This is a genomic window from Luteimonas sp. A611, from assembly GCF_054072715.1.
Genome location: NZ_JBSVRP010000001.1, coordinates 1,085,866 through 1,109,548 on the forward strand (window position 1 = coordinate 1,085,866; position 23,683 = coordinate 1,109,548).

Genomic DNA, 23,683 nt, shown 5'->3' on the forward strand with positions numbered 1-23,683 from the left:
CATCATGAGCCAGACGGCGCGACGCCCGGCAACAGGCGAGGTCATCCTCCGCCTGAAGGGCGTGTCCAAGAAATTCGGCGCGGTATCCGCGCTGACCGACATCGACCTGGAAGTGCGTGCCGGCGAGGTCGTCGCCCTGGTCGGCGACAACGGTGCAGGCAAGTCGACCCTGGTGAAGATCCTCGCCGGCGTCCACCAGCCGACCTCCGGCTCCATCGAGTTCATGGGGCAGCCCGTGACCTTGGACAGCTCCGCGACAGCCCTCAGGCTGGGTATCGCCACCGTGTTCCAGGACCTCGCGCTGTGCGAGAACCTGGACGTCGTGGCCAACGTGTTCCTCGGGCACGAGCTCAACCCGCTGTGGCTGGACGAGGTGCAGATGGAAGTCCGCGCCTGGACGCTGCTCAAGGAACTGGCGGCGCGGATCCCTTCGGTGCGCGAGCCGATCGCGTCGCTGTCGGGCGGCCAGCGGCAGAGCGTGGCCATCGCCCGTTCGTTGCTGCTCGATCCCTACATCATCATGCTCGACGAGCCCACCGCGGCGCTGGGCGTCGCCCAGACGGCCGAGGTGCTGAACCTGATCGAGCGGGTGCGCGCGCGCGGCCTGGGCGTGATCCTCATCAGCCACAACATGGAAGACGTGCGCGCGGTCGCCGACCGCATCGTCGTGCTGCGGCTGGGCCGCAACAACGGGATCTTCGAGCCCGACGCGAGCAACCACGAACTCGTCACCGCGATCACCGGCGCGACAGAGAATTCAGTCTCCCTGCGCACCCGCAGGAAGGCGGCCGAATCGGCAGGGGAACTGCAATGAGCAAGCAGAACGCACAGGCGATCGACCGCGCCGACGAGCGCGTCAGGCACGACGACAGCATGCTCGGGGCGGTCCGCGCCTTCTTCGACCGGGTCCGGTCAGGCGACCTGGGCACACTGCCGGTCGTGGTCGGGCTGGTCGTCATCTCGGTGGTTTTCAGCAGCCTCAACCCGCTGTTCCTGGCGCCGGACAACCTGGTCAACCTGCTGTTCGACTGCGCCACCATCGGAGTCATCTCGCTGGGCGTGGTCTGCGTGCTGATGCTGGGCGAGATCGATCTTTCGGTGGGGTCGATGAGCGGGCTGGCCTCGGCGATCGTCGGCGTGTTCTGGGTCAACATGGGCTGGCCGCTGCTGCCGGCCATCCTGGTGGCGGTGGCGGCCGGCGCATTGGTTGGCGCGGTCTACGCCACGCTGCTGAACTGGATCGGCATGCCGAGCTTCATATCGACCCTGGCGGGCCTGCTCGCGCTGCTGGGCTTGCAGCTGTACGTGCTGGGCAACGCGGGTTCGATCAACCTTCCCTACGCCTCGTCCTTCGTGGCCTTTGGCCAGTTGCAGATCATGCCCGTCTGGCTCTCCCACCTGGCGGCGCTGGTGCCCGGACTGGCCATCCTGCTGGTCGGCCTGGATACGGCCAGGCGCCGGCGCACCGTCGGCCTGACCGCACAGCCGACCAGCCTGCTGCTGATCAAGGCCGGCGCCCTGACCGCCGCGCTGCAGTTCGCCGTGTGGTACCTCAACCTCGGGCGCGGCGTGCCGTGGATGTTCTGCCTGTTCGTGCTGCTGGTGGTGGGGCTGGACTATGCGCTGACGCGGACGAAGTGGGGCCGTTCGATGTTCGCCGTCGGCGGCAACCGCGAGGCGGCGCGCCGCACCGGCATCAACGTCAAGCGGATCTACCTCTCGGCCTTCATGCTCGGATCGTCGCTGGCCGCGCTGGGCGGCATCCTCTCGGCCGCGCGCCTGGCCTCGTCAAGCCAGCAGGCCGGCACCGGAGACGTCAACCTCAACGCGATCGCCGCGGCCGTCATCGGCGGCACCAGCCTGTTCGGCGGCCGCGGCAGCGCGTACTCGGCACTGCTCGGCATCATCGTCATCGTGGCCATCTCGAACGGGCTGACGCTGCTCAACCTCTCGTCCAGCCTGCGCTACATGATCACTGGTGGCGTGCTGGCCATCGCCGTCATCGTCGACTCGCTTGCCCGTCGCTCGCGCGCGACGCACGGCCGCGGGTAACCGGACAACCAGGGCAGAGAACGTCATGTCGCAACAGATGAAGGGCAAGGTCGTCGCCATCACCGGCGCGGCATCGGGAATCGGCCTGGCGTGCGCGCGCGCGCTGGTGGCCGCGGGTGCCAGGGTGGTCATGATCGATCGCGCCGGGGACCGGCTCGAGGCGCTGTGCGGGGAGATCGGCCCGGATGCGCTGCCGCTGGTCGTGGACCTGCTCGACGGGCCGCAGGTGTCGGGGATGCTGCCGCACATCCTCGAGTTGGCCGGCCGGCTCGACGCGTTCCATGCCAATGCCGGCGCCTACATCGGCGGCGCGGTGGCGGAGGGCGATCCGGACGCCTGGGACCGCGTGCTCAACCTCAACATCAATGCAGCGTTCCGCTCGGTGCGCGCCGTGCTGCCGCACCTGATCGCGCAGAAGGCGGGCGACATCCTGTTCACTTCGTCGGTCGCAGGCGTCGTGCCCGTGGTCTGGGAGCCGATCTACACGGCGTCCAAGTTCGCGGTGCAGGCCTTCGTCCATTCCACCCGCCGCCAAGTCGCGCCGCACGGCGTGCGCGTGGGCGCGGTGCTGCCCGGACCGGTCGTCACCGCGCTGCTGGACGATTGGCCCAAGGCCAAGATGGAAGAGGCGCTCGCCAACGGCAGCCTGATGCATCCGGAGGAAGTGGCCGACGCGGTCGTGTTCATGCTCACGCGCAAGCCCGGCGTGACCATCCGCGACATGGTCATCGTGCCGAGCGGCCTGGACCTTTGATTCACCTTCGCAGACCTGGATTCGGGAAAAACTGATATGGGCAGGAACAACGGGCGTTTCATCCTTGGTGTCGACGTCGGCACGGGCAGCGCGCGTGCAGGGCTGTTCGACCTTTCGGGCCACATGCTCGCCTCGGCCAAGACCGAGCTTGAAATCTGGCGCGGCCCGGGCGCCATGGTCGAGCAGTCCTCGGCACAGATCTGGGACGCCGTATGCAGCTCGGTGCGCGCCGCCATCGAGGTGGCGGATGTGCTTCCTTCGCAGGTCGCCGGCATCGGCTTCGATGCCACCTGCTCGCTCGTGGTCCTGGCCGAGGGCGGCGCCTCGCTGCCGGTCGGGCCGTCGGAAGATCCGGCGCGCGACGTGATCGTGTGGATGGACCACCGCGCCGTCGACCAGGCCGCGCGGATCAACGCGGGCGGGCACGACGTGCTCAAGTACGTCGGCGGTCGGATCTCGCCAGAGATGCAGACGCCCAAGCTGCTCTGGCTGAAGGAGAACCGCCCGGAGATCTATGCCAAGGCCTGGGCGTTCTTTGATCTCTCGGATTTCCTGACGTGGAAGGCCACCGGTGATCTGGCCCGTTCGACCTGCACCGTCACGTGCAAGTGGACCTATCTGGCCCATGAGCGCCGGTGGGATGCGTCGTACTTCGACAGCATCGGCCTGGAAGACCTGGTCGAGGACGGATTCGGGAGGATCGGTGCGCGGGTGATCGACCCGGGCCAGCCGCTGGGCCTGGGCCTGAGCGCAGCCGCGGCACGCGATCTCGGGCTGGAACCAGGCACCGCCGTGTCGGCGGGGATGATCGACGCGCATGCCGGTGGCATCGGTACGGTCGGCGTCGAGGGCTCGCCTACCACGCATGTGGCCTATGTGTTCGGCACCTCCTCTTGCACCCTCACCTCGACCATCGAGCCGAAGTTCACACCCGGCGTTTGGGGTCCTTATTACTCGGCGATGGTGCCGGGCATGTGGCTCAATGAAGGCGGGCAAACCGCCGCCGGTGCGGCCATCGATCACCTGATCGAATGCCACCCTGCCTCGGGCGAGGCGCGTGAGCTGGCCCGGGCCCGCGGCATCCCGGTGTCGGAACTGTTGACCGAACGACTGATCACGAGGGCGTCCTGCTTGTCGGAGATCGTCCGCCTCGCGGGCGGGCTTCATGTCGTTCCCGAGTTCCTTGGCAATCGTGCACCGTTCGCCGATCCCCACGCTCGCGCCGTGATCGCTGGCATGGGCATGGAGCGGGATCTCGACAGCTTGGCCGCGCTCTATCTGGCAGGCGTGTGCGGCGTCGGGTACGGCTTGCGGCAGATCATCGAAACCCAGGCCAAGGCTGGCGCACCGATCGAGAAGATCGTCATCTGCGGAGGGGCAGGGCAATCGCGCCTGATCCGGCAATTGCTGGCAGACGCTGTTGGCAAGCCGGTGATGGCCTCGCACAGCGAGGAGCCGGTCCTGCTTGGTGCCGCAACTCTTGGCGCTGTAGCGGCCGGCCTGTTTGTGGATATCCAGGCAGCGATGGCTGCGCTCAGCCATCCGGGTGAAACGTGCCTGCATGCCGGCGGTGAGATCGCCGAACTGCACGATCTCCGCTTCGACGTCTTCTGTCGCTTGCAGGCGCTGGCACGCGAGATACGCTGATCGTCACGGTACGGGCGGTTCGTCCGGCCTTCGGCTCCAACGCCGGTCGGTCGCCGTTCCCGTAGCATTGAGTTGTATCGCTCGGGAAAGGACGGAGCCGACCGGGCTGCCCTGATTTGCTCGTCCGGTTGTCGTCCGCCCTTGCAGCTCAACGCCGGGACGAGAGCGTTCTGGTTAGCGGAAGCGCGCTTATTCGCCGGCTTCCAGGCCGGTCATGCCGACGATGTTGTAGCCGCCGTCGACGTAGGTGATTTCGCCGGTGATGCCCGAGGCGAGGTCCGAGCACAGGAACGCGGCGGCATTGCCGACGTCTTCGATGGTGACCGTGCGCCGGATCGGGGCGTGGGACTCGACGTGGCCGAGGATCTTGCGGAAGCCGCCGATGCCGGCTGCGGCCAGGGTCTTGATCGGGCCGGCGGAAATCGCGTTGACGCGGATGCCCTCCGGGCCAAGGTTGAGCGCCAGGTAGCGCACGCTCGCCTCCAGCGCGGCCTTGGCCACGCCCATGACGTTGTAGCTGGGCAGGGTGCGGACGGCACCGAGGTAGCTCAGGGTGAGGATCGAGCCCTGGCGGCCCTGCATCAGCGGGCGTGCGCCCTTGGCCAGCGCCGACAGCGAGTAGGCCGAAATGTCGTGGGCCATCGCGAAGTTCTCGCGGGTCAGCCCGTCCAGGAAGCCGCCGGTGATCGCCTCGCGCGGGGCATAGGCGATGGCGTGGACGAGGATGTCGAAACCATCGGTCCAGTGCTTGCCCAGATCGTCGAACAACGCGGCGATCTGCGCGTCATCGGTGACGTCCAGGGGGAAGGACGGGCCACCGCCCAGCTTCGCGGCCGCGTCGTCGACGCGCGACTTCAGCTTTTCGTTCTGATAGGTGAAGGCCAGTTCGGCGCCTTCGCGGTGCATCGCCTCGGCGATGCCGTTGGCGATCGAACGCTGGCTGGCGATGCCGGTGATCAGTGCGCGCTTGCCCTGCAGGAAACCCATGGATGACTCGCGATGTGGACCGGCGCCTATTCTGCCATGACCGTCGAGGCAGCCCCGGCCGGATCGATCGCCAGCACCATGCCGGGCCGCAGCACGCTGCGGGCGTCGAGGCCGTTGCGCGCCAGCAGGTCGGTCACGCGCAGGCCGTAGCGGCTGGCAATGCGCCAGGCTGAGTCGCCGCGCACGACCAGGTGCGTGCGCGCCGGCATCGCTTCGACGAAGCCCGACGCATCGGCCATGGCGTCGGAGATATCGTCGTCGCTGGCGAGGACGCGCGCCGGCGGCGGGGCAGCGCGAGCCACCAGTTGGGACGGCGCCTGCACGGAGGCCAACAGCACGCGGGGCGTTCCGCCGGCGCGGGCGATGCGGCCGTTGCCGTGCACCGGGTTGAGGCGTCGCAGCTGGGCGGGATCGGCGCCGTGCTCGCGCGCCAGGGCGTCCAGCGAGGCAATCTGCAGGGGCACCGCGGCCGCGGTGAGCACCGGAACCGGCCGGTCCAGCGCCTGCAGCCAGGCATCGCCTTCCCCGGCCTCGACCAGGAGGCAGGACAGGGCCTGCAGCTTGCGCACGTAGGCCTGGGTCATCTGCGGCATCGGCAACGCGTCCGGATCGGCTTGCGCAGGGCGCTGGCCAGCGCGCTTGAGGGCGCCGAGCAACCGGTACTCGCCGGCGTTGTAGGCCATTACCGCCAGGCGCCAGTCGCCGGCGAACATGCCGTGCAGGGTGCGCAGGTAACGGGTCGCGGCATCGGTGGAATCGACCGGCGACAGGCGCCCGTCGTATCCCGGGCCCACCGCCACCTTGTGGTTGCGCGCGGTCAGCGCGATGAACTGCCAGAGCCCCGCCGGACCGTGCGGCGAGCGCGCGCCCGGCCGGTAGCCGCTCTCCACGAACGGGATCAGCGCGTACTCGGTGGGCAGGTGCAGCTCACGCAGGCGGTCGACGACATAGCCGAACAGCGGCAGCACGTCGCTGCCGGGCGCGACGAACTGGCCGGGCGCATGGGCAAAGTGGCGCCGCCAGCGCGGGCTGGCGTCCGCCGGGCATGCCTGGTCGGCCAGGCCTTCGCGGAAGTTGCGGTAGATGTCCAGGCCGCTGCGCGTGCCCGCCGGCAGGGCGATCGCGGATGCATCGGAAGCGGGCAACTGCGTCGCAGCGTCGCCTGCGACGGCGTCGACAGCGGCAGCTTCGGTTCGATCTGCGACCTCTGCCGTCTGCGCGGCGACCGGGCCTGGTGCAGTCGCCACCGGCTGACCGGCAAGCGCCGGTCCGGCCAGCGCGCACAGCAGCGCGAGGCCCCCGGCAATGGCGCGCGCCCTCATGCGCGGAAGCCGTCTTTCCAGCGCCGCAATGCGGCGAATGCTTCGACCCGGTCATGCGCCGCGGATGGCTCGCGCGCGGCCAGCGTGGCGCGGACGGCAGGCGCGTCGATCCGCAGGAACGGGTTGCAGGCCAGCTCCTGGGCAAGGGTCGAGGGGACGGTGGGCTGTGCGGCGTGGCGCATGGCGATGGCCTCTTCGTGGCGGCGTCGCAGCGCCGCGTTGTCGGGATCGACCACGCGCGCGAAGGCGGCGTTGGCCAGGGTGTATTCGTGCCCGCAGCAGACCAGGGTTGCCGCGGGAAGGGCGGACAGCCGGTCGAGGGCGCCGAGCATGTCGCGCGGCGTACCTTCGAACAGGCGCCCACAGCCCAGGCTGAACAGGGTATCCCCGCTGAACAGCAGGCCATGCCCGTGGAAGGCGATGTGGCTGGTGGTATGGCCGGGCACGGACAGGACATCGAACGCCCATGGCCCGGCCTGGATCCGGTCGCCGTCCGCGGCCACGTGGTCGACGATGGCCTCGACCCGCGCGTCCGCCGGGCCGTGCACCGGCACCTGCGGCCAGCGCTGGCGCAGGCCGGCGACCCCGGCCACGTGGTCGCCGTGGTGATGGGTGAGCAGGATCGCCTCGGGGGGGCGCCCGTCGCCGGCCGCGGCCAGGACCGGTGCGGCATCGCCCGGGTCGACCACCAGCCAACGGCCGTCCGCCCCGGCCAGGTGCCAGATGTAGTTGTCGTCCAGCGCGGGGAGCGCGGTGAGCTGCATCGGCGGGTCCGGGTCCGGCTGCCTTTAGAATGGCGACCATGCCCGTCCAGATCCCGGTCCGTCAAATGGACCCCGCCACCGTCCACGACTGGTTCCTGACCGACGCCGGGCGCGCCGTGCTGGCCAGCGAGGAGGCGGCGGTCGCCGAGGCGCTGGCCGACCGGCCCGGGCTGCCCTGGCTGTGGTGCGGCCCGGTGCCGCGCGCGGCGGACGGACCCGGTCGCGGCCTGTACCTGGCGCCCAGGAGTGGGACCCGCTGGCGCGGCCCGGTCGACTGTGCGCTGCCGCTGCCGCTGCCCAGCGAGGCCTTCGGTGCCGTCGTCCTGCAGCACGTGGCGCGACCCGGGGGCGCCCGCGGCGTCGCCCTGCTGGAGGAGGCAGCGCGCCTGCTGGTGAACGGCGGGCGCCTGTCGCTGTTCGTGCTCAACCCGCTGGCGCCCTACCGGTGGCGCTGGCGCGGCAGCGGGATCAGCGCCTCCGAGCCGCTGGCCTGGCGCCGGCGCCTGCGCGAGGCCGGGCTGGCGCCCGATGCGGTGTCGCAGGGGCTGGGTCCGAACTGGACCGTGCAAGTCTCGCCCGTGCCGCAGCAGGGCCCCGGGCTGCGCGCGGCCTATCTGCTGCGCGCCGAGAAGCGCGCCATCCCGCTGACGCCGGTGCGGTCGCGGCGGGTCCTGCCGCTGCCCCAGGGAGCCTCGGCGATATGAGCGTCGGCATCCATACCGATGGCGCCTGCCTCGGCAATCCTGGTCCCGGCGGCTGGGCGGCGCTGCTGCGCTTTGGTGAGAAGGAGCGCGAGTTGTCCGGCGGGGAGCCGCTCACCACCAACAACCGCATGGAGCTGATGGCCGCGATCGTCGCGCTGGAAACCCTGAGCCGCGCCTGCGAAGTGGTGCTGCACACCGACTCCCAGTACGTGCGCCAGGGCATCACCCTGTGGATGCCCAACTGGGTGCGGCGCGGCTGGAAGACCTCCGGCGGCGACCCGGTCAAGAACCGCGACCTGTGGGAGCGCCTGCATGCGGCCTGCGCCCGCCACGAGATCGACTGGCGCTGGGTGAAGGGCCACTCCGGCGACCTGGACAATGAGCGCGTCGACGTGCTCGCCCGCAACGAGGCCATCCGCATGCGCGCGCGAGCGGGATAGGCCAAGCGATCCCTCGCTGGGTCCGGCGTGACAACCGGACCGGATCAACCACTGCCACCAGGCACCCAACCACAGCCCCGGCTTCTGAAGACCATGCGCCACATCATCCTCGACACCGAAACCACCGGCCTTGAATGGAAGAAGGGCAACCGCGTGGTCGAGATCGGCTGCGTCGAAATGATCGAGCGCCGGCCCACCGGGCGCACCTTCCATAAGTACCTCAATCCCGACCGCGAGTTCGAGATCGGCGCGCAGGAGGTGACCGGGCTGACCCTGGAATTCCTGGCCGACAAGCCGCGCTTTGCCGAGGTCGCCGACGAATTCCTCGCCTTCGTCGACGGCGCCGAGCTGGTGATCCACAACGCGGCGTTCGACATGGGTTTCCTGGAGTCCGAGCTGTCGCGGCTGGGCGACGGCTACCCGCCGCTGCGCGAGCGCGTGACGGTGCTCGATTCGCTCGAGCTGGCGCGGAAGCGCTACCCGGGACAGCGCAATTCGCTCGACGCACTGTGCCGGCGGCTGGGCGTGGACAACTCGCACCGCCAGTTGCACGGCGCGCTGCTCGATGCGCAGCTGCTGGCCGAGGCGTGGCTGGCGCTGACCTCGGGGCAGGGCGAGATCGGCTTCGCCGCCGCCGAGCCTGCGGCCGGGACCGGGGCCAACCGCTTCGTGCTGCCGGCGGGTGCAAGCGCGCCGCGTCCGTCGATCACGGTGTCGGCGGAAGATCTGGCGCTGCACGACGCGCGGGTGGAGGCGATCCGGCGCAAGGCCGGGCGCTGCGTCTGGGAGCTGCCCGAGGCGGCGCCGCACGAGGCGGTCGCCGTCGCCGGCTGATCGATCACCGGAAGGCGGGCGCACCAGGGCGTGATGTCCGGTGCAGGGCGGAATGCCCTGACGGTCCGATCGCGCCACGACTTCAGTGGCTGCGCACCAGCACCACGGTCACGTTGTCCGAGCCGCCGCCATCGAGCGCGGCCGCGACCAGGCCGTCCACGCACTCCTGGGCGCTGCATTCGGTGTGCCCCAGAACGCGCGAGATGGCGCGGTCGTCCACCTCCTCGGTCAGGCCATCACTGCACAGCAGCAGCTGCGAGCCGGGCGCGAGTTCGCCGGACAGGGTTTCCACGTTGAGCAACTGCGGTTCGGTCACGCCCAGGGCCTGGGTGACCACGTTGCGGTGCGGGTGGGTGCGCGCCTGGTCGATGCTGATCGCGCCCTGGGCGATGAGTTCCTGCACGTAGCTGTGGTCGTGCGAGAGCTGGGCCAGCTTGCCGTCGCGCCACAGATAGGCGCGGCTGTCGCCGACCCAGGCCACCTCGAAGCGGCTGCCGGTGACGCGCACGGCCACCACGGTGGTGCCCATCGGCAGCGCGTCGCTGCGCTGGCGCGAGGCGCGGATGATCTCCTCGTCGGCGATGCGGATCGCCTGCGGCAGTGGCGTGCCCTGGCGGGTCTCGCGCACGATCGTCTCGCGCGCCAGCGCGCTGGCAACCTCGCCGTACTCATGCCCGCCCATGCCGTCGGCCACCAGCCAGAGCCCCAGCTCGCTGTCGCCGTAATAGGTGTCCTCATTCAGTTCGCGCCGCAGGCCGACGTGGGTGAGGTGTCCGAATTCAATCATGCGTTGCGCGTCGGCGGGGGGCGGACTGGCGGGGTATTGTGCTTGGGAACGGGGAAAGAAGGGCAGTCAGGTCACCCGGCTTCCATGAGCCCGGCCAGAGCCAGGCAAGGCGACGCTAGCAAGTGCCAAGTGAATGCCGCATGGCGTCGGTTCCGTCAGCGGCCTTCGGGCTGCAGCCGCAGGGTGTGCGTGGCCGGGCCCGGCAGGAATGGCGTCGGCCGCCCCTGCACCCAGTCGTCGTGTCCCGCGCCCCAGAACGGCGACAGCGGATGGCCGCTCTGCCCGCCGGGCATGTGCATCACGCCGGCCTCTTCGTGGCCCGGCGCGACGACCATGCGCTGGGAGGCGCCGAAAGCCGGGCCCTGCACCCGCGGCATCATCGTGTCGCCCGGCAGGCGGTCGGCCGGCATGCACAGCAGCCGCCGGCCCAGCGGAATGGCACCGGCCAGGGGATGGCAGATGGCGGCGGTGTTGTGCTCACCCCAGCTGCGTTCGCGCAGCGGGCCCAGGACGGTGAGGTCGTCGCGGACTTCGCGAGCGGCGTCTTCGAACAGGGCAGGCCAGGAGTCGAACCGTTGCGGCAGCAGGTGTGCGGGCCGCTGCTGGACCAGCGGCCAGGCGACGCCCTCGAACAGGGGAAAGGCGGGTGGTTCGAAATCCTCGCCGGGTGCCGCCTGCGCCGGGGCCAGCAGGCCCTCGAGCAGCCGCGCGTGCACCGCCAGCCGCCACGCGCGGACGATGCGGTAGCTGGCGGAGTCGACGCTGGCGCGGCCCTGCCATGTGTCGGCGGCTGCGGCGAGTTCGTGCAGGGCCGGGGTCGCGCCGCTCCCGAGCGAGCGCAGCAGTTCCCACCAGCGCGTCATCAGCAGGGCGCGGTCGTCGAGCTGGATGGCCAGCAGATCAGCTTCGGTGAAGCGCTGGCCGGCCTGCAGCGCGTCGCGGATCTGCCCGGCGCGGGCGCCGAGCGCATAGCCGCCGTCGCCGATCCGGGCGAGGGCTTCGCCATCGGTGGTGCGGGCGTTTGCGGTCCAGATCCGGTCGAAGGCGGGGGAGGTGGCGAGGGGCGAGGCGTCGGCGGTGGACTGCCAGGGCGGGCAGGCGCCAGCCAGCGCGCCTTCGGAGGTGGCCCCGTCGGGCCCGATCGCTTCGCCGGCAATCGCCACGGCCGCCGGTGCGGCAGGATCGCAGCCGGGTGCGCGCGACGGCAGCGGTCCCAGCAGCCGCCAGGCGATGCGGCCGCCGGCATCGCCGATCACCAGGTTCTGGGTCGGCACGCCGGCGCTGTCCGCAACCGCGAGGGCGGCATCGAGGTTGCCGGCACGCGCGAAGCCGGCCAGGCCGAGGTTGATCGAGCCGGGCAGGTGCGCGGTCCAGCGCAGGCTGAGCAGCCTGCCATCGGGCAACTCATGGAGAACCGGGCCCCAGCGGGTTTCGTGCACGTCCAGAGTGACTGGCTCGGCGCCGGCGATGTGGATGGTTTCGCGATGGAGCTGGACCGCGGCACAGGGCGTCGCCGCCTGGGCAGGCGCCATGCCGGCGTCGGCGCAGGGCGTTTCCAGCGCCCAGTCCAGGTAGTCGCCGTAGCTGTTGGTATAGCCCCAGGCGACATGGCCGTTGCTGCCGACGATGATCGCCGGCAGGCCGGGCAGGGTGACGCCCTGCACGTCGACCCTCCCGCCGGGCGCAGCTGCCTCCGGCCAGCGCAGGCGCGCGCGGAACCAGAGGTTGGGCGCGCGCAGCCCCAGATGCATGTCATCGGCGACGATCGCGCGGCCATCGTCGGTGAGCGCACCCGACACGGCAAAATTGTTGCTGCCCGGCAAAAGATCGGTCGCCGCAGGCGACCAGCCGCTGCCTCTCCCCTGCGTAGCGGGGGAGAGGGGGACCGTCCGCGGAGCGGACGGTGGAGAGGGGGCAACCGCCGCCCATGCACCCGCCGCAGGCGACCAGCCAATGCCTCTCCCCTGCGCAGCGGTGGAGAGGGGGACCGTCCGCGGAGCGGACGGTGGAGAGGGGGCAACCGCCTCCCGCGCCGCGCCCGCACCCGCCGCCGCAAGTTCGCGCAGGTCCACTTCCTCCGCGCCCGGCAACACCGCGTCGCCGAACGCTGCCCCCATCAGCGGCGCATCCCAACTGCTGCCCGGATGCGTGAGCAGCGCGTACAGCGGCGCGGGCAGGCCTTGCCTGAGCTTCCACAGCGCGAGTTCGTTGGCGTTCGACGCATCCTGCAGATCGAAGTACATCGCGTAACCGGCAAGCGCAGTGTCGGCCGGTCGCCAGGGCTCCGGCTGCTGGCGCAGCAGCAGGTAGGGCCAGGGCCGGGTGCGCAGCGCAGCCACGCCGGCGTTGACGCCGTCGGTATAGGCCCGGAGCATCGGTATGCGCTCGCCTGCGATGGCCTCCAGATGCGCGTCCACCCGTGCGCGCATGCGGTGCACGCGATGGCGGCGGTCGGCATCGAGCGCGACCGCGCCAAACAGCGCAGACAGTTCGCCCGCGGACGTGCGCCGCAGCAGGTCCATCTCGAAATAGCGTTCCTGGGCGTGCACGTAGCCAAGCGCGCGCATCGCATCGGCTTCGTCCTGCGCGTCGATGGTGACCACGCCCAGCGCGTCGCGCTGCACACTCACCGGCGCGGACAGCCCCGCCAGCGCCAGCTCGCCGTCGAGCGCGGGCAGGCTGCCGCGCAGCAACCACCAGGCGAGGCCGCCGCCCGCCACCGCCAGCGCGAGTCCAAGCAGCAGCAGCCGTTTCAGCCATCGAACCATCGTTGCCGCTCCGCGCGCGCGTGAGCGGCGACTCTAGCGGATCGCGCACCGCCGACCGCCGCGGTGGCGGGTGCACCGTTGCCGCGCGACGGGTAGGCGCATGGGCGATGGCGCGGTCTAATGGCAGCCCGCTGCGGGGAGGGTGTGGAGCATTGGGTTCGAAACTGCGCGTGTTGCTGCTGGCTGTCGTCGTCGCGATCCTCGCCTGGTCGTTCTGGCGCGATGCCGGCTGGCTGCAGCTGTGCGCGGGCCTGGCGATCTTCCTGTTTGGGATGCAGTGCCTGGAGGAAGGGCTGCGCCAGCTCGCCGGTGGGCGCCTGGAGCAATTGCTGGCGCGCAGTACCGGCACGCCGGCGCGCGGCCTGCTGTTCGGCATCGGCGCGACGGTGGTGCTGCAGTCGAGCACCCTGGTCTCGCTGCTCACCATCGCCTTCATCAGCTCCGGCCTGGTCGGGCTGGCGGGCGGGCTGGCGATCATCTTCGGCGCCAACCTGGGCGCGACCAGCGGCATCTGGCTGCTGGCGCTGGCGGGGCAGGATTTCAGCCTGGCGCCGCTGGCGCTGCCGCTGCTGGTGTTCGGCGTGCTGGCCGGCTTCACCGGGCCGCGCGGCCGTGCAGCGGGACGGGTGGTGCTGGGCGTGGCGTTCGTGTTCCTGGGCATCGACCAGGTCAAGGCGGGGTTTGCGGCGTTCGGCGGCGGCCTGGACTTCAGCGCGGTTCCGGCGGAGGGCGCGGGCGGGGTGATGCTGTTGGTGCTGGTGGGGCTGGCCGCGACGGTGGTGCTGCAGTCCAGCCACGCGACCCTGATGCTGATCCTCGCTGCGCTGGCGGCGGGCCAGCTCGAGCTTGGCCAGGCGCTGGCGCTGGCGATCGGCTCCAACGTCGGCAGCAGCGTGAGCACCGGTGTGGTCGGCGCGCTCGGCGGCAACCGCAGCGGCCAGCGCCTGGCGCTGGCGCACGTTCTTTTCAACGTGGTGACCGCGGGACTGGCGCTGGCACTGCTGGTGCCACTGACCTGGATGGTGGTCGGCATCGCCGGACTTGTCGGGTTCGGTGGCAACACCCTGCTGCAGCTGGCGCTGTTCCATACGCTTTTCAACGCCACCGGCGTCGCGCTGTTCTGGCCTTGGCAGGGCCAGCTGGCGCAATGGCTGCAGCGCTGGCTACCGGAACGCGCCGTGCCTGCACTGGTCGCGACCGGGCCGGTGACGCCGGGAGACGTGGAACCGGTCCGCGCACGCCATCTGAGTGATCATGCGCTGGACTCGGCCGACGCCGCGGCCGCGGCAGTGGCGCTGGAGCTGCGCCACCTGGGCGAACTCAGCGTCGAGGTGATCTGCCGCGCGCTGGGCCTGCCGCTGGTGGGGCTGTCTGGATCCGGGTTTGACGACGCCCGGCTTTCGGAGTCACCGGGACGCGACAGCCCCGATGCGGATGCGCTCTATCGCCAGCGGGTCAAGGGCGTGTACGCCGACCTGCTGGCGTTCATGGGCCGCATCGAAGTGCCGATGGACGAGGAGCACCAGCGCTTCTGGACCCAGGCACAGATGGCGGCGGTGCAGATGGTCGAGGCGGTGAAGGGCGCCAAGCACCTGCAGAAGAACCTGCTGCCGCGCCTGCGCGATGGCGACTCGTCGCTGCGCGAGGCCTACGTTGCGCTGCGCCGGCACCTGTACGCACAGATGCGCGGACTGCACGGCATCGCCGGGGACAAGCCGGATACCGACGCACTGACTGCGCTCGAGGCACGGGCCGTCGACTTCGAGACCGGCTTCCGCCAGCACGTGCTTTCGATGGTCGGACGCGGCGAGCTCGATGGACTGCAGGCAGCTTCGCTGCTCAACGACCTCGGTTACGTCGATCGCATCGACCGCAGCCTGCGCGGGCTGGGAATCGCGGAGGAGCCCAGCTCGCTGCGCGCGCTGCGGCAGGCGACGCGCCTGGCGGAAGCGTTGCCGGAGGCGAAAGCGGGGGCGGGGCGCGCGACAGGGTAAGGAGTGGCGGTCTTCTCCGGTGCAGGAAGCGTCCAGGCCGCTGCAGGCGGTCAGGTCCCGGTGATGGTGTGGGTTGGTAGCGCGGCGCATGGCGATGCGTTCATCACCGCGCTTCGTCCGGTGCACGGGGGCGCGGTCGAGAATGCGAACTGAAATGGCTCTCATCCGGCGCCGTCGCGCCGGCTTGGGCATACTGCCCGGCATTCCTGTTCCCGGAGCCATTCGCCATGAAAGGCCAGCCTGAAGTCGTCGATTACCTCAATTTCCTGCTGCGCGGCGAGCTGGCCGCGCGCGACCAGTATTTCCTGCACTCGCGTCGCTACGAAGACCTCGGGCTGCACGCGCTGTATGCGCGCATCAACCACGAGATGGAGGAGGAAACCCAGCACGCCGACGCGCTGCTGCGCCGGATCCTGTTCCTCGAGGGCGATCCGGACATGCGGCCCGATCCGTTCGAGCCCGGGCGCACGGTCGAGGAGATGCTGCGCAAGGACTTGGACCTTGAATACCAGGTGCGCGGAAACCTCGCCAAGGGCGTGGCGCTGTGCGAAGAACACGGCGATTACGTCACCCGCCAGATCCTGGTGGCACAAATGGTCGACACCGAGGAAGACCACACCCGCTGGCTGGAGCAGCAGCTGCGCCTGATCGAAATGGTCGGCCTGCAGAATTACCAGCAGGCGCGCATGGGCGAGGACGCGCCGCACGGCTGAGGACCAGCCGCTGCCGAAACCTGCCGTCGCGCCGCAGGTCCATAGGAGCGGCTTCAGCCGCGACCGGGGGCGTCGGGATCGATGCCGGCGATGTTCGCGGCTGAAGCCGCTCCTACAGGGTAGGCGGCGTGCGCTGCATGCGGTAGACGGCGGTGGACAGGGCGGAGACGCCTTCGCTCTGGAACGAAGGCTCGTTCGCAAGGATGTCGCGACGCTCGACCAGGGCGAGCTCCCACTCCGGCGCAAACTGCGCATGGACTTCCGCTTCTTCGACGGAGAACGGTGGGCCAGCCTTTTCCGCCTGCGGATATTCGAGCGTGACCAGCAGGCCACGGCAGCCCGACGGCAGGCGCTGCCACGTGGTCCGGGCGTAGGTGGCGCGCATGTCGGGCGGCAGCGCGATCAGCGCGCCGCGGTCGTACACGCCGACGCTTTCGGCAAGCAGTTCGCCGGGAATGGCGAAGGCATCGCCGGCGACCAGTTCCCACGCGCCGCTGCTGTAGTGCGTGCCGGCGGGGCTGGTGTGGATCCGCGGATTGAGCCCACGCTCGTCGAAGAACTGCTCGATGGCCGTTGCCGACAGTTCGATGCCGAGCACGCGATGGCCCTGTTCGGCCAGCCACACCATGTCCAACGACTTGCCACAGAGCGGGACGAAGACGCGGCTGCCTGCCGGAAGCTGCAAGTCCGGCCAGTGCCGGATGAGCAGCGGCAGCGGCGCGTCGCGATGGAAGCCGATGCGGTTGCGTTGCCAGCGGTCGTGCCAGAAATCAGGTTGCATGGTGGTCTCCGGTTACCGGCAGGGTCGGTCTCTTGACGGGAGAGCGATGCGGGGCGTCCTTGGTTTGCGCGCTGCATGGCGGATACAGGCGAGATCCCTCGCTACGCTCGGGATGACAGCTGGAGGGTCGCGTCCTAGCGCTGGCTTACGACTCCACGGACAAGGCTTCCACCTTCTGCCATCCTCTCGGCAACAGCCCGCCGCGGCTGGCGCGCAGACCCAAGTACACGTCGAGGTCCTTGAACGACAGGCTCATCGTGCGTGCGCCCGACTTCACCACCAGGGTGCCGCCCGGCGGCACCACGGCCACGGCGACCACGCGCTCGGTGCCGCGCTTGGCCTTGGGGATCTCGATCAGCTTGTTGCCCTTGCCCCGGTCCAGCTCGGGCAGCTCGGCGACGGGGAAGGCGAGCAGGTGGCCGGCGCTGGTCACCGCGACGATGCGGCCTGCCTCCACGCCGCCCGCCGGCGCCGGCTGCAGCACGCTCGCGCCTTCCGACAGCGACAGCAGCGCCTTGCCAGCCTTGTTGCGGCCGGTCAGGTTCTCGAAGCGGGTGACGAAGCCGTAGCCGTGCGAGGAGGCCAGCACGAAGCGCTCGTCGTTGCCGCCGCTGGCCAGCGCCACGAACGAGGCGCCCGCCGCAGGCGAGAAACGTCCGGTCAGGGGTTCGCCGTTGCCGCGCGCCGAGGGCAGTGCGTGCGCCAGCGTCGAATAGCTGCGCCCGCCGCTGTCGAGGAAGGCGACCTGCTGCGTCGTGCGTCCATTGACTGCGGCGAGCACCGCATCGCCATCGCGATACGACAACGCCGCAGCGTCGACATCGTGCCCCTTGGCCGCGCGCACCCAGCCCTTCTGGCTGAGCACGACGGTCACCGGCTCGCTGGGCACCAGGTCGGTCTCGCCCAGCGCCTGCGCCGCGCCGCGCGCGACCAGCGGCGAGCGCCGCGCATCGCCGTGCTTCTTCGCGTCGGCCAGCAGCTCGTCCTTGATCAGCTTCTTCAGCTTCGCCTTGCTGTCGAGCGTGGCCTGGATGCCCTCGCGCTCCTTCGCCAGTTCGTCCTGTTCGCCGCGGATCTTCATCTCCTCCAGCCGGGCGAGCTGCTTGAGCTTGGTCTCCAGGATGTATTCGGCCTGGTCCTCGGACAGCGCGAAGCGCGCGATCAGCGCGGCCTTCGGCTCGTCCTCGGTGCGGATGATGTGGATCACCTCGTCGAGGTTGAGGAAGGCGACCAGCAGGCCCTCGAGCAGGTGCAGGCGGCGCTCGACCTTCTCCAGCCGGTGGTTGAGGCGCCGGGTGACGGTGCTGGTGCGGAACACCAGCCACTCGGTCAGCAGCATGCGCAGGTTCTTCACCTGCGGACGGCCGTCCAGGCCGATCACGTTGAGGTTGACCCGGAAGCTCTTTTCCAGGTCGGTGGTGGCGAACAGGTGGCCCATCAGCTGTTCGGCATCGACCCGGTTCGAGCGCGGGATCAGCGCGATGCGCACCGGGTTGGCGTGGTCGGACTCATCGCGGATGTCCTCCAGCCACGGCAGCTTCTTGGCGCGCATCTGCGCGGCGATCTGTTCGATCACCTTCGACGGCGAGACCTGGTGGGGCAGGGCGGTGACGATGATGTTCTGGCCCTCGCGCGCGAAGGTGGCGCGGGCGCGCACGCTGCCGTGGCCGGTTTCGTAAATCGCGAGCAGGTCGGCGGCCGGGGTGATGATCTCGGCCGCAGTCGGGTAGTCCGGGCCGCGCACGTGCTCGCACAGTTCGGCCACGGTCGCGTCGGGATCGTCGAGCAGGCGCAGGCAGGCGCTGACGATCTCGCCCAAGTTGTGCGGCGGCACGTCGGTGGCCATGCCCACGGCGATCCCGGTGGTGCCGTTGAGCAGCAGGTGCGGCAGGCGCGCGGGGAGCCAGCTCGGTTCCTCGAGCGTGCCATCGAAGTTCGGCACCCAGTCGGCGGTGCCGTGGCCAAGTTCGCCCAGCAGCACCTCGGCGATCGGGGTGAGCCGCGATTCGGTGTAGCGCATCGCCGCGAACGACTTGGGATCGTCCGAGGAGCCGAAGTTGCCCTGGCCGTCGACCAGCGGATAGCGGTAGGAGAACGGCTGCGCCATCAGCACCATCGCCTCGTAGCAGGCGCTGTCGCCGTGCGGGTGGAACTTGCCGATCACGTCGCCGATGGTGCGCGCGGACTTCTTCGGCTTGGCGGGGGCGGCCAGGCCAAGCTCGCTCATCGCGTAGATGATGCGGCGCTGCACCGGCTTGAGGCCGTCGCCGATGAAGGGCAGGGCGCGGTCGAGCACCACGTACATCGAATAGTCGAGATAGGCGCGCTCGGCGTATTCGCGCAGCGGGATCTGCTCGAAACCGTGGAAAACGGGACGGACGGACTCGGTCATTTCAAAACTGCGTAAGGGAGCCGGAGAATTCTACCCGGGCATGGAAGCCGGCCGCGGTCTCGCGGGCTGAGATGCGGGCGCGTCGGCGGAGGCGCCGGGGTTCGACACGACTGCTACCGGATCCTGTCGGGGCCGGTGCTGGCCGGCCAGTGCCGGATCATGCGGCTCTGAGACTGAGGAGGCTCTTCGGACGGTGGGAAGTGACGCAGGGGGCGCGGCAGTGAGCCGGGCCGGGCCCGAAGCCTTGGCCGCGGATTGCGCGGATTGACGCGGATCAGGCCAACAGGAGAGAAGCGTCCGGGTGCGGAATCCTGTTCAGCTTTCTTGATCCGCGTAATCCGCGTGATCCGCGCAAATCCGTGGCAAAAACCCTCCAATTGGAAATTAAATGTTAACGCTAACGTGATCCGGGTCCCGGGCTGACGCCGATTGCGCAGTGCAGCAAGGCTTTTTTCCAACAGGTGTGTAGAGTTCGTGCACGCCGCTACGCCTGAATACGACATCGACACACATCGGTCGGTGTTGTTCTGGGTGCCCTGCATCCACGTTGTGGTAGCGCTAACTTTTTTGGGGATCTCTCGATGGGGCTGTTTGCTGGACTCGATATAGGCACGCAGAGCGTGAAGCTCGTGGTCTATGACCCCGGGGCGCGCCAGATCGTCGCGACCGCGGGCCAGCCGCTGGACCTGGCGGCCGGCGACGACGGCAGCCGCGAGCAGCGCGCGGACTGGTGGGTGGACGCGGTGCGCGCGTGTTTCGCGCGGATCGATCCGACGCTGCGCGCACGCGTGGCGGCCATCGGCGTATCCGGGCAGCAGCACGGATTCGTGCCGCTCGACCAGGGCGGCAACGTGCTGGCCCCGGCCAAGCTGTGGAACGACACCAGTACCACTGCAGAGTGCGACGAGATCATGGACGCGGCCGGTGGCGCACAGCGCTGCATCGAGCTGGCCGGCAACCCGATCCTGGCCGGCTACACCGCCTCCAAGCTGCCGTGGACGCGCAAGCACCGCTCGCAGGCCTATGCGCGCCTGGCGACGATCCTGCTGCCGCACGACTACATCAACTACTGGCTGACCGGCGAGCTGTGGATGGAGCACGGTGATGCTTCCGGCACCGGCTGGCTCGACGTGCGCACGCGCGACTGGTCGCCCGAAATGCTGGCCGCGACCGACCCCGACCGCGACCTGCGCGACTGCCTGCCGCCGCTGGTCGGGGCCGACACCCTGGTGAAGATCCGCCCGGCGCTTGCCGACGAGCTGGGCCTGCCGCATTCGGTGCAGGTGTCGGCCGGCGGCGGCGACAACATGATGGCCGCGATCGGCACCGGCAACGTGGTGCCCGGCGTGCTCAGCATGAGCCTGGGCACCTCGGGCACGCTGTTCACCTATGCCGGCGAGCCGGTGGTCGATGCCGAAGGCCGCTGGGCTGCGTTCTGCGATTCGACCGGCGGCTGGCTGCCGCTGATCTGCACCATGAACTGCACCGTCGCCACCGAAGCGGTCGCCCGGCTGTGCGGCTTCTCCTCGCGCGACGGCGACGCGCTGCTGGCCGGCACCACGCCCGGCGCCGACGGCCTGCTGATGCTGCCCTTCCTCAACGGCGAGCGCACGCCCGACCTGCCGCACGGGCGCGGCAACCTGTTCGGCATGACCGCGACCAACCTGACCCCGGCCAACCTCTATCGCTCGGCGATGGAGGGCGCGCTCTACAGCCTGATGACCGGCTACGACGCACTGGTCGATGCCGGCCTGCGCTTCGAGGCCATCCGCCTGACCGGCGGCGGCAGCCAGAGCGCGGTGTGGCGGCAGATGGTGGCCGACATGTTCGGCCTGCCGGTGGACGTGCCCGAGCAGTCCGAGGGCGCGGCCTTCGGTGCCGCGCTGCAGGCGCTGTGGGCAGTGCGCCGCGCCGAAGGCGGCAGCGACGGCGAGCTCAGCGCGCTGGCCGCCTCGCACGTGCGCCTGGACCCGCGCCTGGCCGCGCAGCCGCACCCCGGCGCCACCGCGGCCTACGCCGCGCAGTACCGTCACTTCCTTTCCCACCTCGATGCGATCCGGCCGCTCTACGCCGACTGACGCCTCGTTCCCACCACGACACCACGGACATACATATGAGCAAGGCATTCATCGGCGCGAAGGAGTACTTCCCCGGCATCGGCACGATTCCCTACGAGGGACCGGGTTCGGACAATCCGCTCGCGTTCAAGACCTATGACGCGGAAAAGAAGATCGGCGGCAAGACCATGCGCGAGCACCTGCGCTTCGCGGTCTGCTACTGGCACACCTTCTGCAACGCCGGCGCCGATCCGTTCGGCCCGGGCACGCGCCGCTTCCCCTGGGAAACCGGCGATGCGATGAAGACCGCCGAGGCCAAGGTCGACGCCGCGTTCGAGTTCTTCACCAAGATCGGCGTGCCGTACTGGTGCTTCCACGACGTCGACATGGCGCCCGACGCCGAGGACATCGGCACCTACGAGAAGAACCTGCACCACCTGGTGGGCCTTGCCAAGGAGCGCCAGCAGGCCACCGGCATGAAGCTGCTGTGGGGCACGGCCAACCTGTTCTCGCATCCGCGCTACATGAATGGTGCTTCGACCAACCCCGACTTCAACGTCGTTGCCCGCGCCGCGGTGCAGGTCAAGTCGGTGCTGGACGCGCTGGTCGAACTGGACGGCGAGCATTACGTGTTCTGGGGCGGCCGCGAGGGCTACTCCTCGCTGCACAACACCGACATGAAGCGCGAGCTCGACCACTTCGCGCGCTTCCTCACCGTCGCTCGCGACTATGGCCGCAGCATCGGCTTCAAGGGCCAGTTCTTCATCGAGCCCAAGCCGATGGAGCCGATGAAGCACCAGTACGACTTCGACAGCGCCACCGTCGTCGGCTTCCTCAAGCAGCACGGCCTGGAGAAGGATTTCTCGCTCAACATCGAGGCCAACCACGCCACGCTGTCGGGCCACACCTTCGAGCACGACCTGCAGGTCGCGGCCGACAACGGCCTGCTGGGCAGCATCGATGCCAACCGCGGCAATGCGCAGAACGGCTGGGACACCGACCAGTTCCCGACCGACCTGTATGACACGGTCGGCGCGATGCTGGTGGTGCTGCGCCAGGGTGGCCTGGTTGGCGGCCTCAACTTCGACGCCAAGCCGCGCCGCGAGTCGACCGACATGGAGGATCTGTTCATCGCCCACATCGGCGGCATGGACGCGTTTGCCCGAGGCCTCGAGGTGGCGCACGCGCTGCTCAACGATTCGCCGTGGGAGCAGTGGCGCAAGCAGCGCTATGCCAGCTTCGACAGCGGCGCAGGCGCCGATTTCGCGGCCGGCAAGCTGGGCCTGGCCGATCTTGCGGCGCTGGCGGGCAAGAGCGGTGAGCCGATGCAGATCAGCGGCAAGCAGGAGCGCTACGAGAACCTGCTCAACCAGTACCTGCTGCGCTGAGCCGGACGGCGGCCGGTCGACATGGGAGTGCAAACGCCCCTGCCAGCCGAGCCGCCGCGCCGTTGCCGCATCGATGTCCCGGCCCGCAAGAGGGCTGGGGCGTCAGCGTGCCGGTGGCGCGACCGAATCGCGTTCGATCAGTTCGTGCGGCACGACGTGGTCGACCACCGTGCGCGTGCTCTTGTCCTTGCGGCGGATGTTGCGCAGCAGGATGTCGACAGCCGAGTCGGCCATCGCCGAGATTGGCTGGCGAATGGTGGTCAGCTCGGGCCAGACCGTGGTCGCGGCCGAGGTGTCGTCGAAGCCGACGATGGACAGGTCGCGCGGCACGTCCAGCCCGCGACGGTGCGCGACCGACACCGCGGCGGCGGCCATGTCGTCGTTGGCTGCGCAGATCGCGGTGGGCGGGTTGGCGTGCGCCAGCAGCTTCTCGGTCGCATCGAGCCCGGAGCGGTAGGTGAAGAAGCCCGACTCGACCACGCTCTCGTCGAGTTCGATGCCCGATTCGGCCAGCGCCGACTGGAAGCCCTCGTAGCGTCGGGTGCTCGCGGTCTGGTTCGGATTGCCCCGGATGTAGCCGATGTGGCGGTGCCCGGCGGCGATCAGGTGCAGGGTGATTTCCTTGCTGGCGCGGAAGTCGTCGATGCGCACGCAGGAGATGTCGTGGTGGAAGCGGCCCGAGGCGATCGCCACGACCGGCACCTCGGCTTCGACAAACTCCGCCACCAGGGATTTGGATTCGCACAGCGGCGGCGGCAGGATCACGCCGGCCACGCGCTTGGCCAGCGTGCGCGCGGCCTGGCGCTGGGCGTTGACGCCGATGTTCTCCCAGGTGTCGATGACCAGCTGGGCGGCCGTGCGCGTCGCGCCGCGCAGCGCGCCGGCGAGCAGCTCGCGCAGGTAGGCGTTGCTGGGATTGGTGTAGATCATCGCCACCCGCGTGTCCTGCGCGGTGGCCAGTGCGCTGGCGGCGAGGTTGGGCGAGTAGCCCAGTTCGTGCACTGCCCGCAGCACCCGTTCGCGGGTGCTTTCGCGCACCTTGCCGTGGCCGTTGACCACGCGCGAGACCGTCATCGGCGACACCTTGGCAAGTGCCGCGACCTCGTCGAGCGTGACCGCCAGTCCCTTGCGGCGCGCGGCCTTCTTGGGCTGATTCTGCAATTCCTGTCCCCTTGCCGCGCCGCGGCGGCGTGCTGCGCTGGCGCGCACGCGACCCACGGCGCAAACCGGCGGTCGCCGCCGGAGCGCGTACATCATTGACCAACTGAGGGCTGAACGAATGGTACACATCGACAGGCG

19 protein-coding genes are annotated in these 23,683 nt (G+C 69.8%); 11 read left to right on the forward strand and 8 right to left on the reverse strand.

Going from position 1 to position 23,683, the window contains the following annotated elements; all coding sequences use genetic code 11:
- The first annotated feature begins 4 nt into the window (after window positions 1-4).
- The 4 genes from ACW5EG_RS04885 to ACW5EG_RS04900 are packed head-to-tail and all read left to right on the forward strand — an operon-like array spanning window position 5 to window position 4,453.
- Entirely contained in the window at window positions 5-814 is an 810-nt protein-coding gene (locus tag ACW5EG_RS04885) for an ATP-binding cassette domain-containing protein (protein WP_457017624.1), read from the forward strand.
- On the forward strand, window positions 811-2,052 hold the full coding sequence (locus tag ACW5EG_RS04890) for a sugar ABC transporter permease (RefSeq protein WP_457017625.1): 1,242 nt from the start codon (window positions 811-813) through the stop codon (window positions 2,050-2,052). The genes ACW5EG_RS04885 and ACW5EG_RS04890 overlap by 4 nt, the downstream gene beginning before the upstream one ends.
- 25 nt (window positions 2,053-2,077) lie before the next feature.
- Complete coding sequence (locus ACW5EG_RS04895) at window positions 2,078-2,806, forward strand: SDR family oxidoreductase (protein WP_457020971.1); 729 nt, start codon at window positions 2,078-2,080, stop codon at window positions 2,804-2,806.
- A gap of 36 nt (window positions 2,807-2,842) precedes the next feature.
- Window positions 2,843-4,453 carry an FGGY-family carbohydrate kinase gene (locus ACW5EG_RS04900; protein ID WP_457017627.1) on the forward strand — a complete coding sequence of 537 codons (1,611 nt, stop codon included), beginning with the start codon at window positions 2,843-2,845 and terminating at the stop codon, window positions 4,451-4,453.
- Window positions 4,454-4,642: 189 nt separating this feature from the next.
- On the opposite strand, the gene ACW5EG_RS04905 is transcribed toward ACW5EG_RS04900, so the two are convergent.
- Genes ACW5EG_RS04905 through gloB form a run of 3 tightly spaced genes read right to left on the reverse strand, consistent with a single transcriptional unit; the run spans window position 4,643 to window position 7,526 of the window.
- Entirely contained in the window at window positions 4,643-5,440 is a 798-nt protein-coding gene (locus ACW5EG_RS04905; protein WP_457017628.1) for an enoyl-ACP reductase FabI, read from the reverse strand.
- A 26-nt stretch (window positions 5,441-5,466) separates the two neighbouring features.
- Window positions 5,467-6,762 carry a transglycosylase SLT domain-containing protein gene (locus ACW5EG_RS04910; protein WP_457020972.1) on the reverse strand — a complete coding sequence of 432 codons (1,296 nt, stop codon included), beginning with the start codon at window positions 6,760-6,762 and terminating at the stop codon, window positions 5,467-5,469.
- On the reverse strand, window positions 6,759-7,526 hold the full coding sequence (gene gloB, locus ACW5EG_RS04915; protein ID WP_457020973.1) for a hydroxyacylglutathione hydrolase: 768 nt from the start codon (window positions 7,524-7,526) through the stop codon (window positions 6,759-6,761). Before gloB ends, ACW5EG_RS04910 begins: the two co-directional genes overlap by 4 nt.
- 38 nt (window positions 7,527-7,564) lie before the next feature.
- Here gloB and ACW5EG_RS04920 point away from each other — a divergent pair, with 38 nt between their 5' ends.
- The 3 genes from ACW5EG_RS04920 to dnaQ all read left to right on the forward strand — a co-directional run bounded on the left by ACW5EG_RS04920 (window position 7,565) and on the right by dnaQ (window position 9,504).
- Window positions 7,565-8,230 (forward strand): hypothetical protein, encoded by a 666-nt coding sequence (locus ACW5EG_RS04920; protein WP_457017631.1) that lies wholly within the window; start codon window positions 7,565-7,567, stop codon window positions 8,228-8,230.
- Window positions 8,227-8,670 (forward strand): ribonuclease HI, encoded by a 444-nt coding sequence (rnhA, locus tag ACW5EG_RS04925; protein ID WP_457017632.1) that lies wholly within the window; start codon window positions 8,227-8,229, stop codon window positions 8,668-8,670. Before ACW5EG_RS04920 ends, rnhA begins: the two co-directional genes overlap by 4 nt.
- A 93-nt stretch (window positions 8,671-8,763) precedes the next feature.
- A complete protein-coding gene (gene dnaQ / locus ACW5EG_RS04930) occupies window positions 8,764-9,504 on the forward strand; it encodes a DNA polymerase III subunit epsilon (RefSeq protein ID WP_457020974.1) in 741 nt (246 codons plus the stop codon).
- 82 nt (window positions 9,505-9,586) lie between these two features.
- Here the strand turns inward: dnaQ and ACW5EG_RS04935 are convergent, their stop codons facing one another.
- Window positions 9,587-10,291 carry a PP2C family protein-serine/threonine phosphatase gene (locus ACW5EG_RS04935; protein ID WP_457017634.1) on the reverse strand — a complete coding sequence of 235 codons (705 nt, stop codon included), beginning with the start codon at window positions 10,289-10,291 and terminating at the stop codon, window positions 9,587-9,589.
- Window positions 10,292-10,446: 155 nt separating this feature from the next.
- Window positions 10,447-13,059, reverse strand: coding sequence for a penicillin acylase family protein (locus ACW5EG_RS04940; protein ID WP_457020975.1), 2,613 nt, complete (start codon window positions 13,057-13,059; stop codon window positions 10,447-10,449).
- Between the two features lie 170 nt (window positions 13,060-13,229).
- Here ACW5EG_RS04940 and ACW5EG_RS04945 point away from each other — a divergent pair, with 170 nt between their 5' ends.
- Entirely contained in the window at window positions 13,230-15,053 is a 1,824-nt protein-coding gene (locus tag ACW5EG_RS04945; protein ID WP_457020976.1) for a Na/Pi cotransporter family protein, read from the forward strand.
- Window positions 15,054-15,280: 227 nt separating this feature from the next.
- A complete protein-coding gene (bfr, locus tag ACW5EG_RS04950) occupies window positions 15,281-15,766 on the forward strand; it encodes a bacterioferritin (protein WP_457017637.1) in 486 nt (161 codons plus the stop codon).
- 112 nt (window positions 15,767-15,878) lie between these two features.
- On the opposite strand, the gene ACW5EG_RS04955 is transcribed toward bfr, so the two are convergent.
- Window positions 15,879-16,547 (reverse strand): thiopurine S-methyltransferase, encoded by a 669-nt coding sequence (locus ACW5EG_RS04955; RefSeq protein WP_457020977.1) that lies wholly within the window; start codon window positions 16,545-16,547, stop codon window positions 15,879-15,881.
- Window positions 16,548-16,692: 145 nt separating this feature from the next.
- Window positions 16,693-18,939 (reverse strand): DNA topoisomerase IV subunit A, encoded by a 2,247-nt coding sequence (gene parC / locus ACW5EG_RS04960; protein WP_457017639.1) that lies wholly within the window; start codon window positions 18,937-18,939, stop codon window positions 16,693-16,695.
- 581 nt (window positions 18,940-19,520) lie between these two features.
- Between parC and xylB the strand changes: the two genes are divergently transcribed.
- Together xylB and xylA are read left to right on the forward strand one after the other, a co-directional pair.
- Window positions 19,521-21,017, forward strand: a complete 1,497-nt coding sequence (xylB, locus tag ACW5EG_RS04965) for a xylulokinase (protein WP_457020978.1) — start codon at window positions 19,521-19,523, stop codon at window positions 21,015-21,017.
- A gap of 35 nt (window positions 21,018-21,052) precedes the next feature.
- The gene (gene xylA / locus ACW5EG_RS04970; RefSeq protein ID WP_457020979.1) at window positions 21,053-22,384 is read left to right on the forward strand and encodes a xylose isomerase; all 1,332 of its coding nucleotides are present in this window, start codon (window positions 21,053-21,055) and stop codon (window positions 22,382-22,384) included.
- A 102-nt stretch (window positions 22,385-22,486) separates the two neighbouring features.
- Here the strand turns inward: xylA and ACW5EG_RS04975 are convergent, their stop codons facing one another.
- Entirely contained in the window at window positions 22,487-23,674 is a 1,188-nt protein-coding gene (locus tag ACW5EG_RS04975; protein WP_457017642.1) for a LacI family DNA-binding transcriptional regulator, read from the reverse strand.
- Window positions 23,675-23,683: the final 9 nt, after the last annotated feature.

Coding starts and splice junctions, on each gene's coding strand:
- ACW5EG_RS04885 (WP_457017624.1), top strand. CDS start 5: ATGAGCCAGACGGCGCGACGCCCGGCAACAGGCGAGGTCATCCTCCGC.
- ACW5EG_RS04890 (WP_457017625.1), top strand. CDS start 811: ATGAGCAAGCAGAACGCACAGGCGATCGACCGCGCCGACGAGCGCGTC.
- ACW5EG_RS04895 (WP_457020971.1), top strand. CDS start 2,078: ATGTCGCAACAGATGAAGGGCAAGGTCGTCGCCATCACCGGCGCGGCA.
- ACW5EG_RS04900 (WP_457017627.1), top strand. CDS start 2,843: ATGGGCAGGAACAACGGGCGTTTCATCCTTGGTGTCGACGTCGGCACG.
- ACW5EG_RS04905 (WP_457017628.1), bottom strand. CDS start 5,440: ATGGGTTTCCTGCAGGGCAAGCGCGCACTGATCACCGGCATCGCCAGC.
- ACW5EG_RS04910 (WP_457020972.1), bottom strand. CDS start 6,762: ATGAGGGCGCGCGCCATTGCCGGGGGCCTCGCGCTGCTGTGCGCGCTG.
- gloB (WP_457020973.1), bottom strand. CDS start 7,526: ATGCAGCTCACCGCGCTCCCCGCGCTGGACGACAACTACATCTGGCAC.
- ACW5EG_RS04920 (WP_457017631.1), top strand. CDS start 7,565: ATGCCCGTCCAGATCCCGGTCCGTCAAATGGACCCCGCCACCGTCCAC.
- rnhA (WP_457017632.1), top strand. CDS start 8,227: ATGAGCGTCGGCATCCATACCGATGGCGCCTGCCTCGGCAATCCTGGT.
- dnaQ (WP_457020974.1), top strand. CDS start 8,764: ATGCGCCACATCATCCTCGACACCGAAACCACCGGCCTTGAATGGAAG.
- ACW5EG_RS04935 (WP_457017634.1), bottom strand. CDS start 10,291: ATGATTGAATTCGGACACCTCACCCACGTCGGCCTGCGGCGCGAACTG.
- ACW5EG_RS04940 (WP_457020975.1), bottom strand. CDS start 13,059: ATGGTTCGATGGCTGAAACGGCTGCTGCTGCTTGGACTCGCGCTGGCG.
- bfr (WP_457017637.1), top strand. CDS start 15,281: ATGAAAGGCCAGCCTGAAGTCGTCGATTACCTCAATTTCCTGCTGCGC.
- ACW5EG_RS04955 (WP_457020977.1), bottom strand. CDS start 16,547: ATGCAACCTGATTTCTGGCACGACCGCTGGCAACGCAACCGCATCGGC.
- parC (WP_457017639.1), bottom strand. CDS start 18,939: ATGACCGAGTCCGTCCGTCCCGTTTTCCACGGTTTCGAGCAGATCCCG.
- xylB (WP_457020978.1), top strand. CDS start 19,521: ATGGGGCTGTTTGCTGGACTCGATATAGGCACGCAGAGCGTGAAGCTC.
- xylA (WP_457020979.1), top strand. CDS start 21,053: ATGAGCAAGGCATTCATCGGCGCGAAGGAGTACTTCCCCGGCATCGGC.
- ACW5EG_RS04975 (WP_457017642.1), bottom strand. CDS start 23,674: ATGTGTACCATTCGTTCAGCCCTCAGTTGGTCAATGATGTACGCGCTC.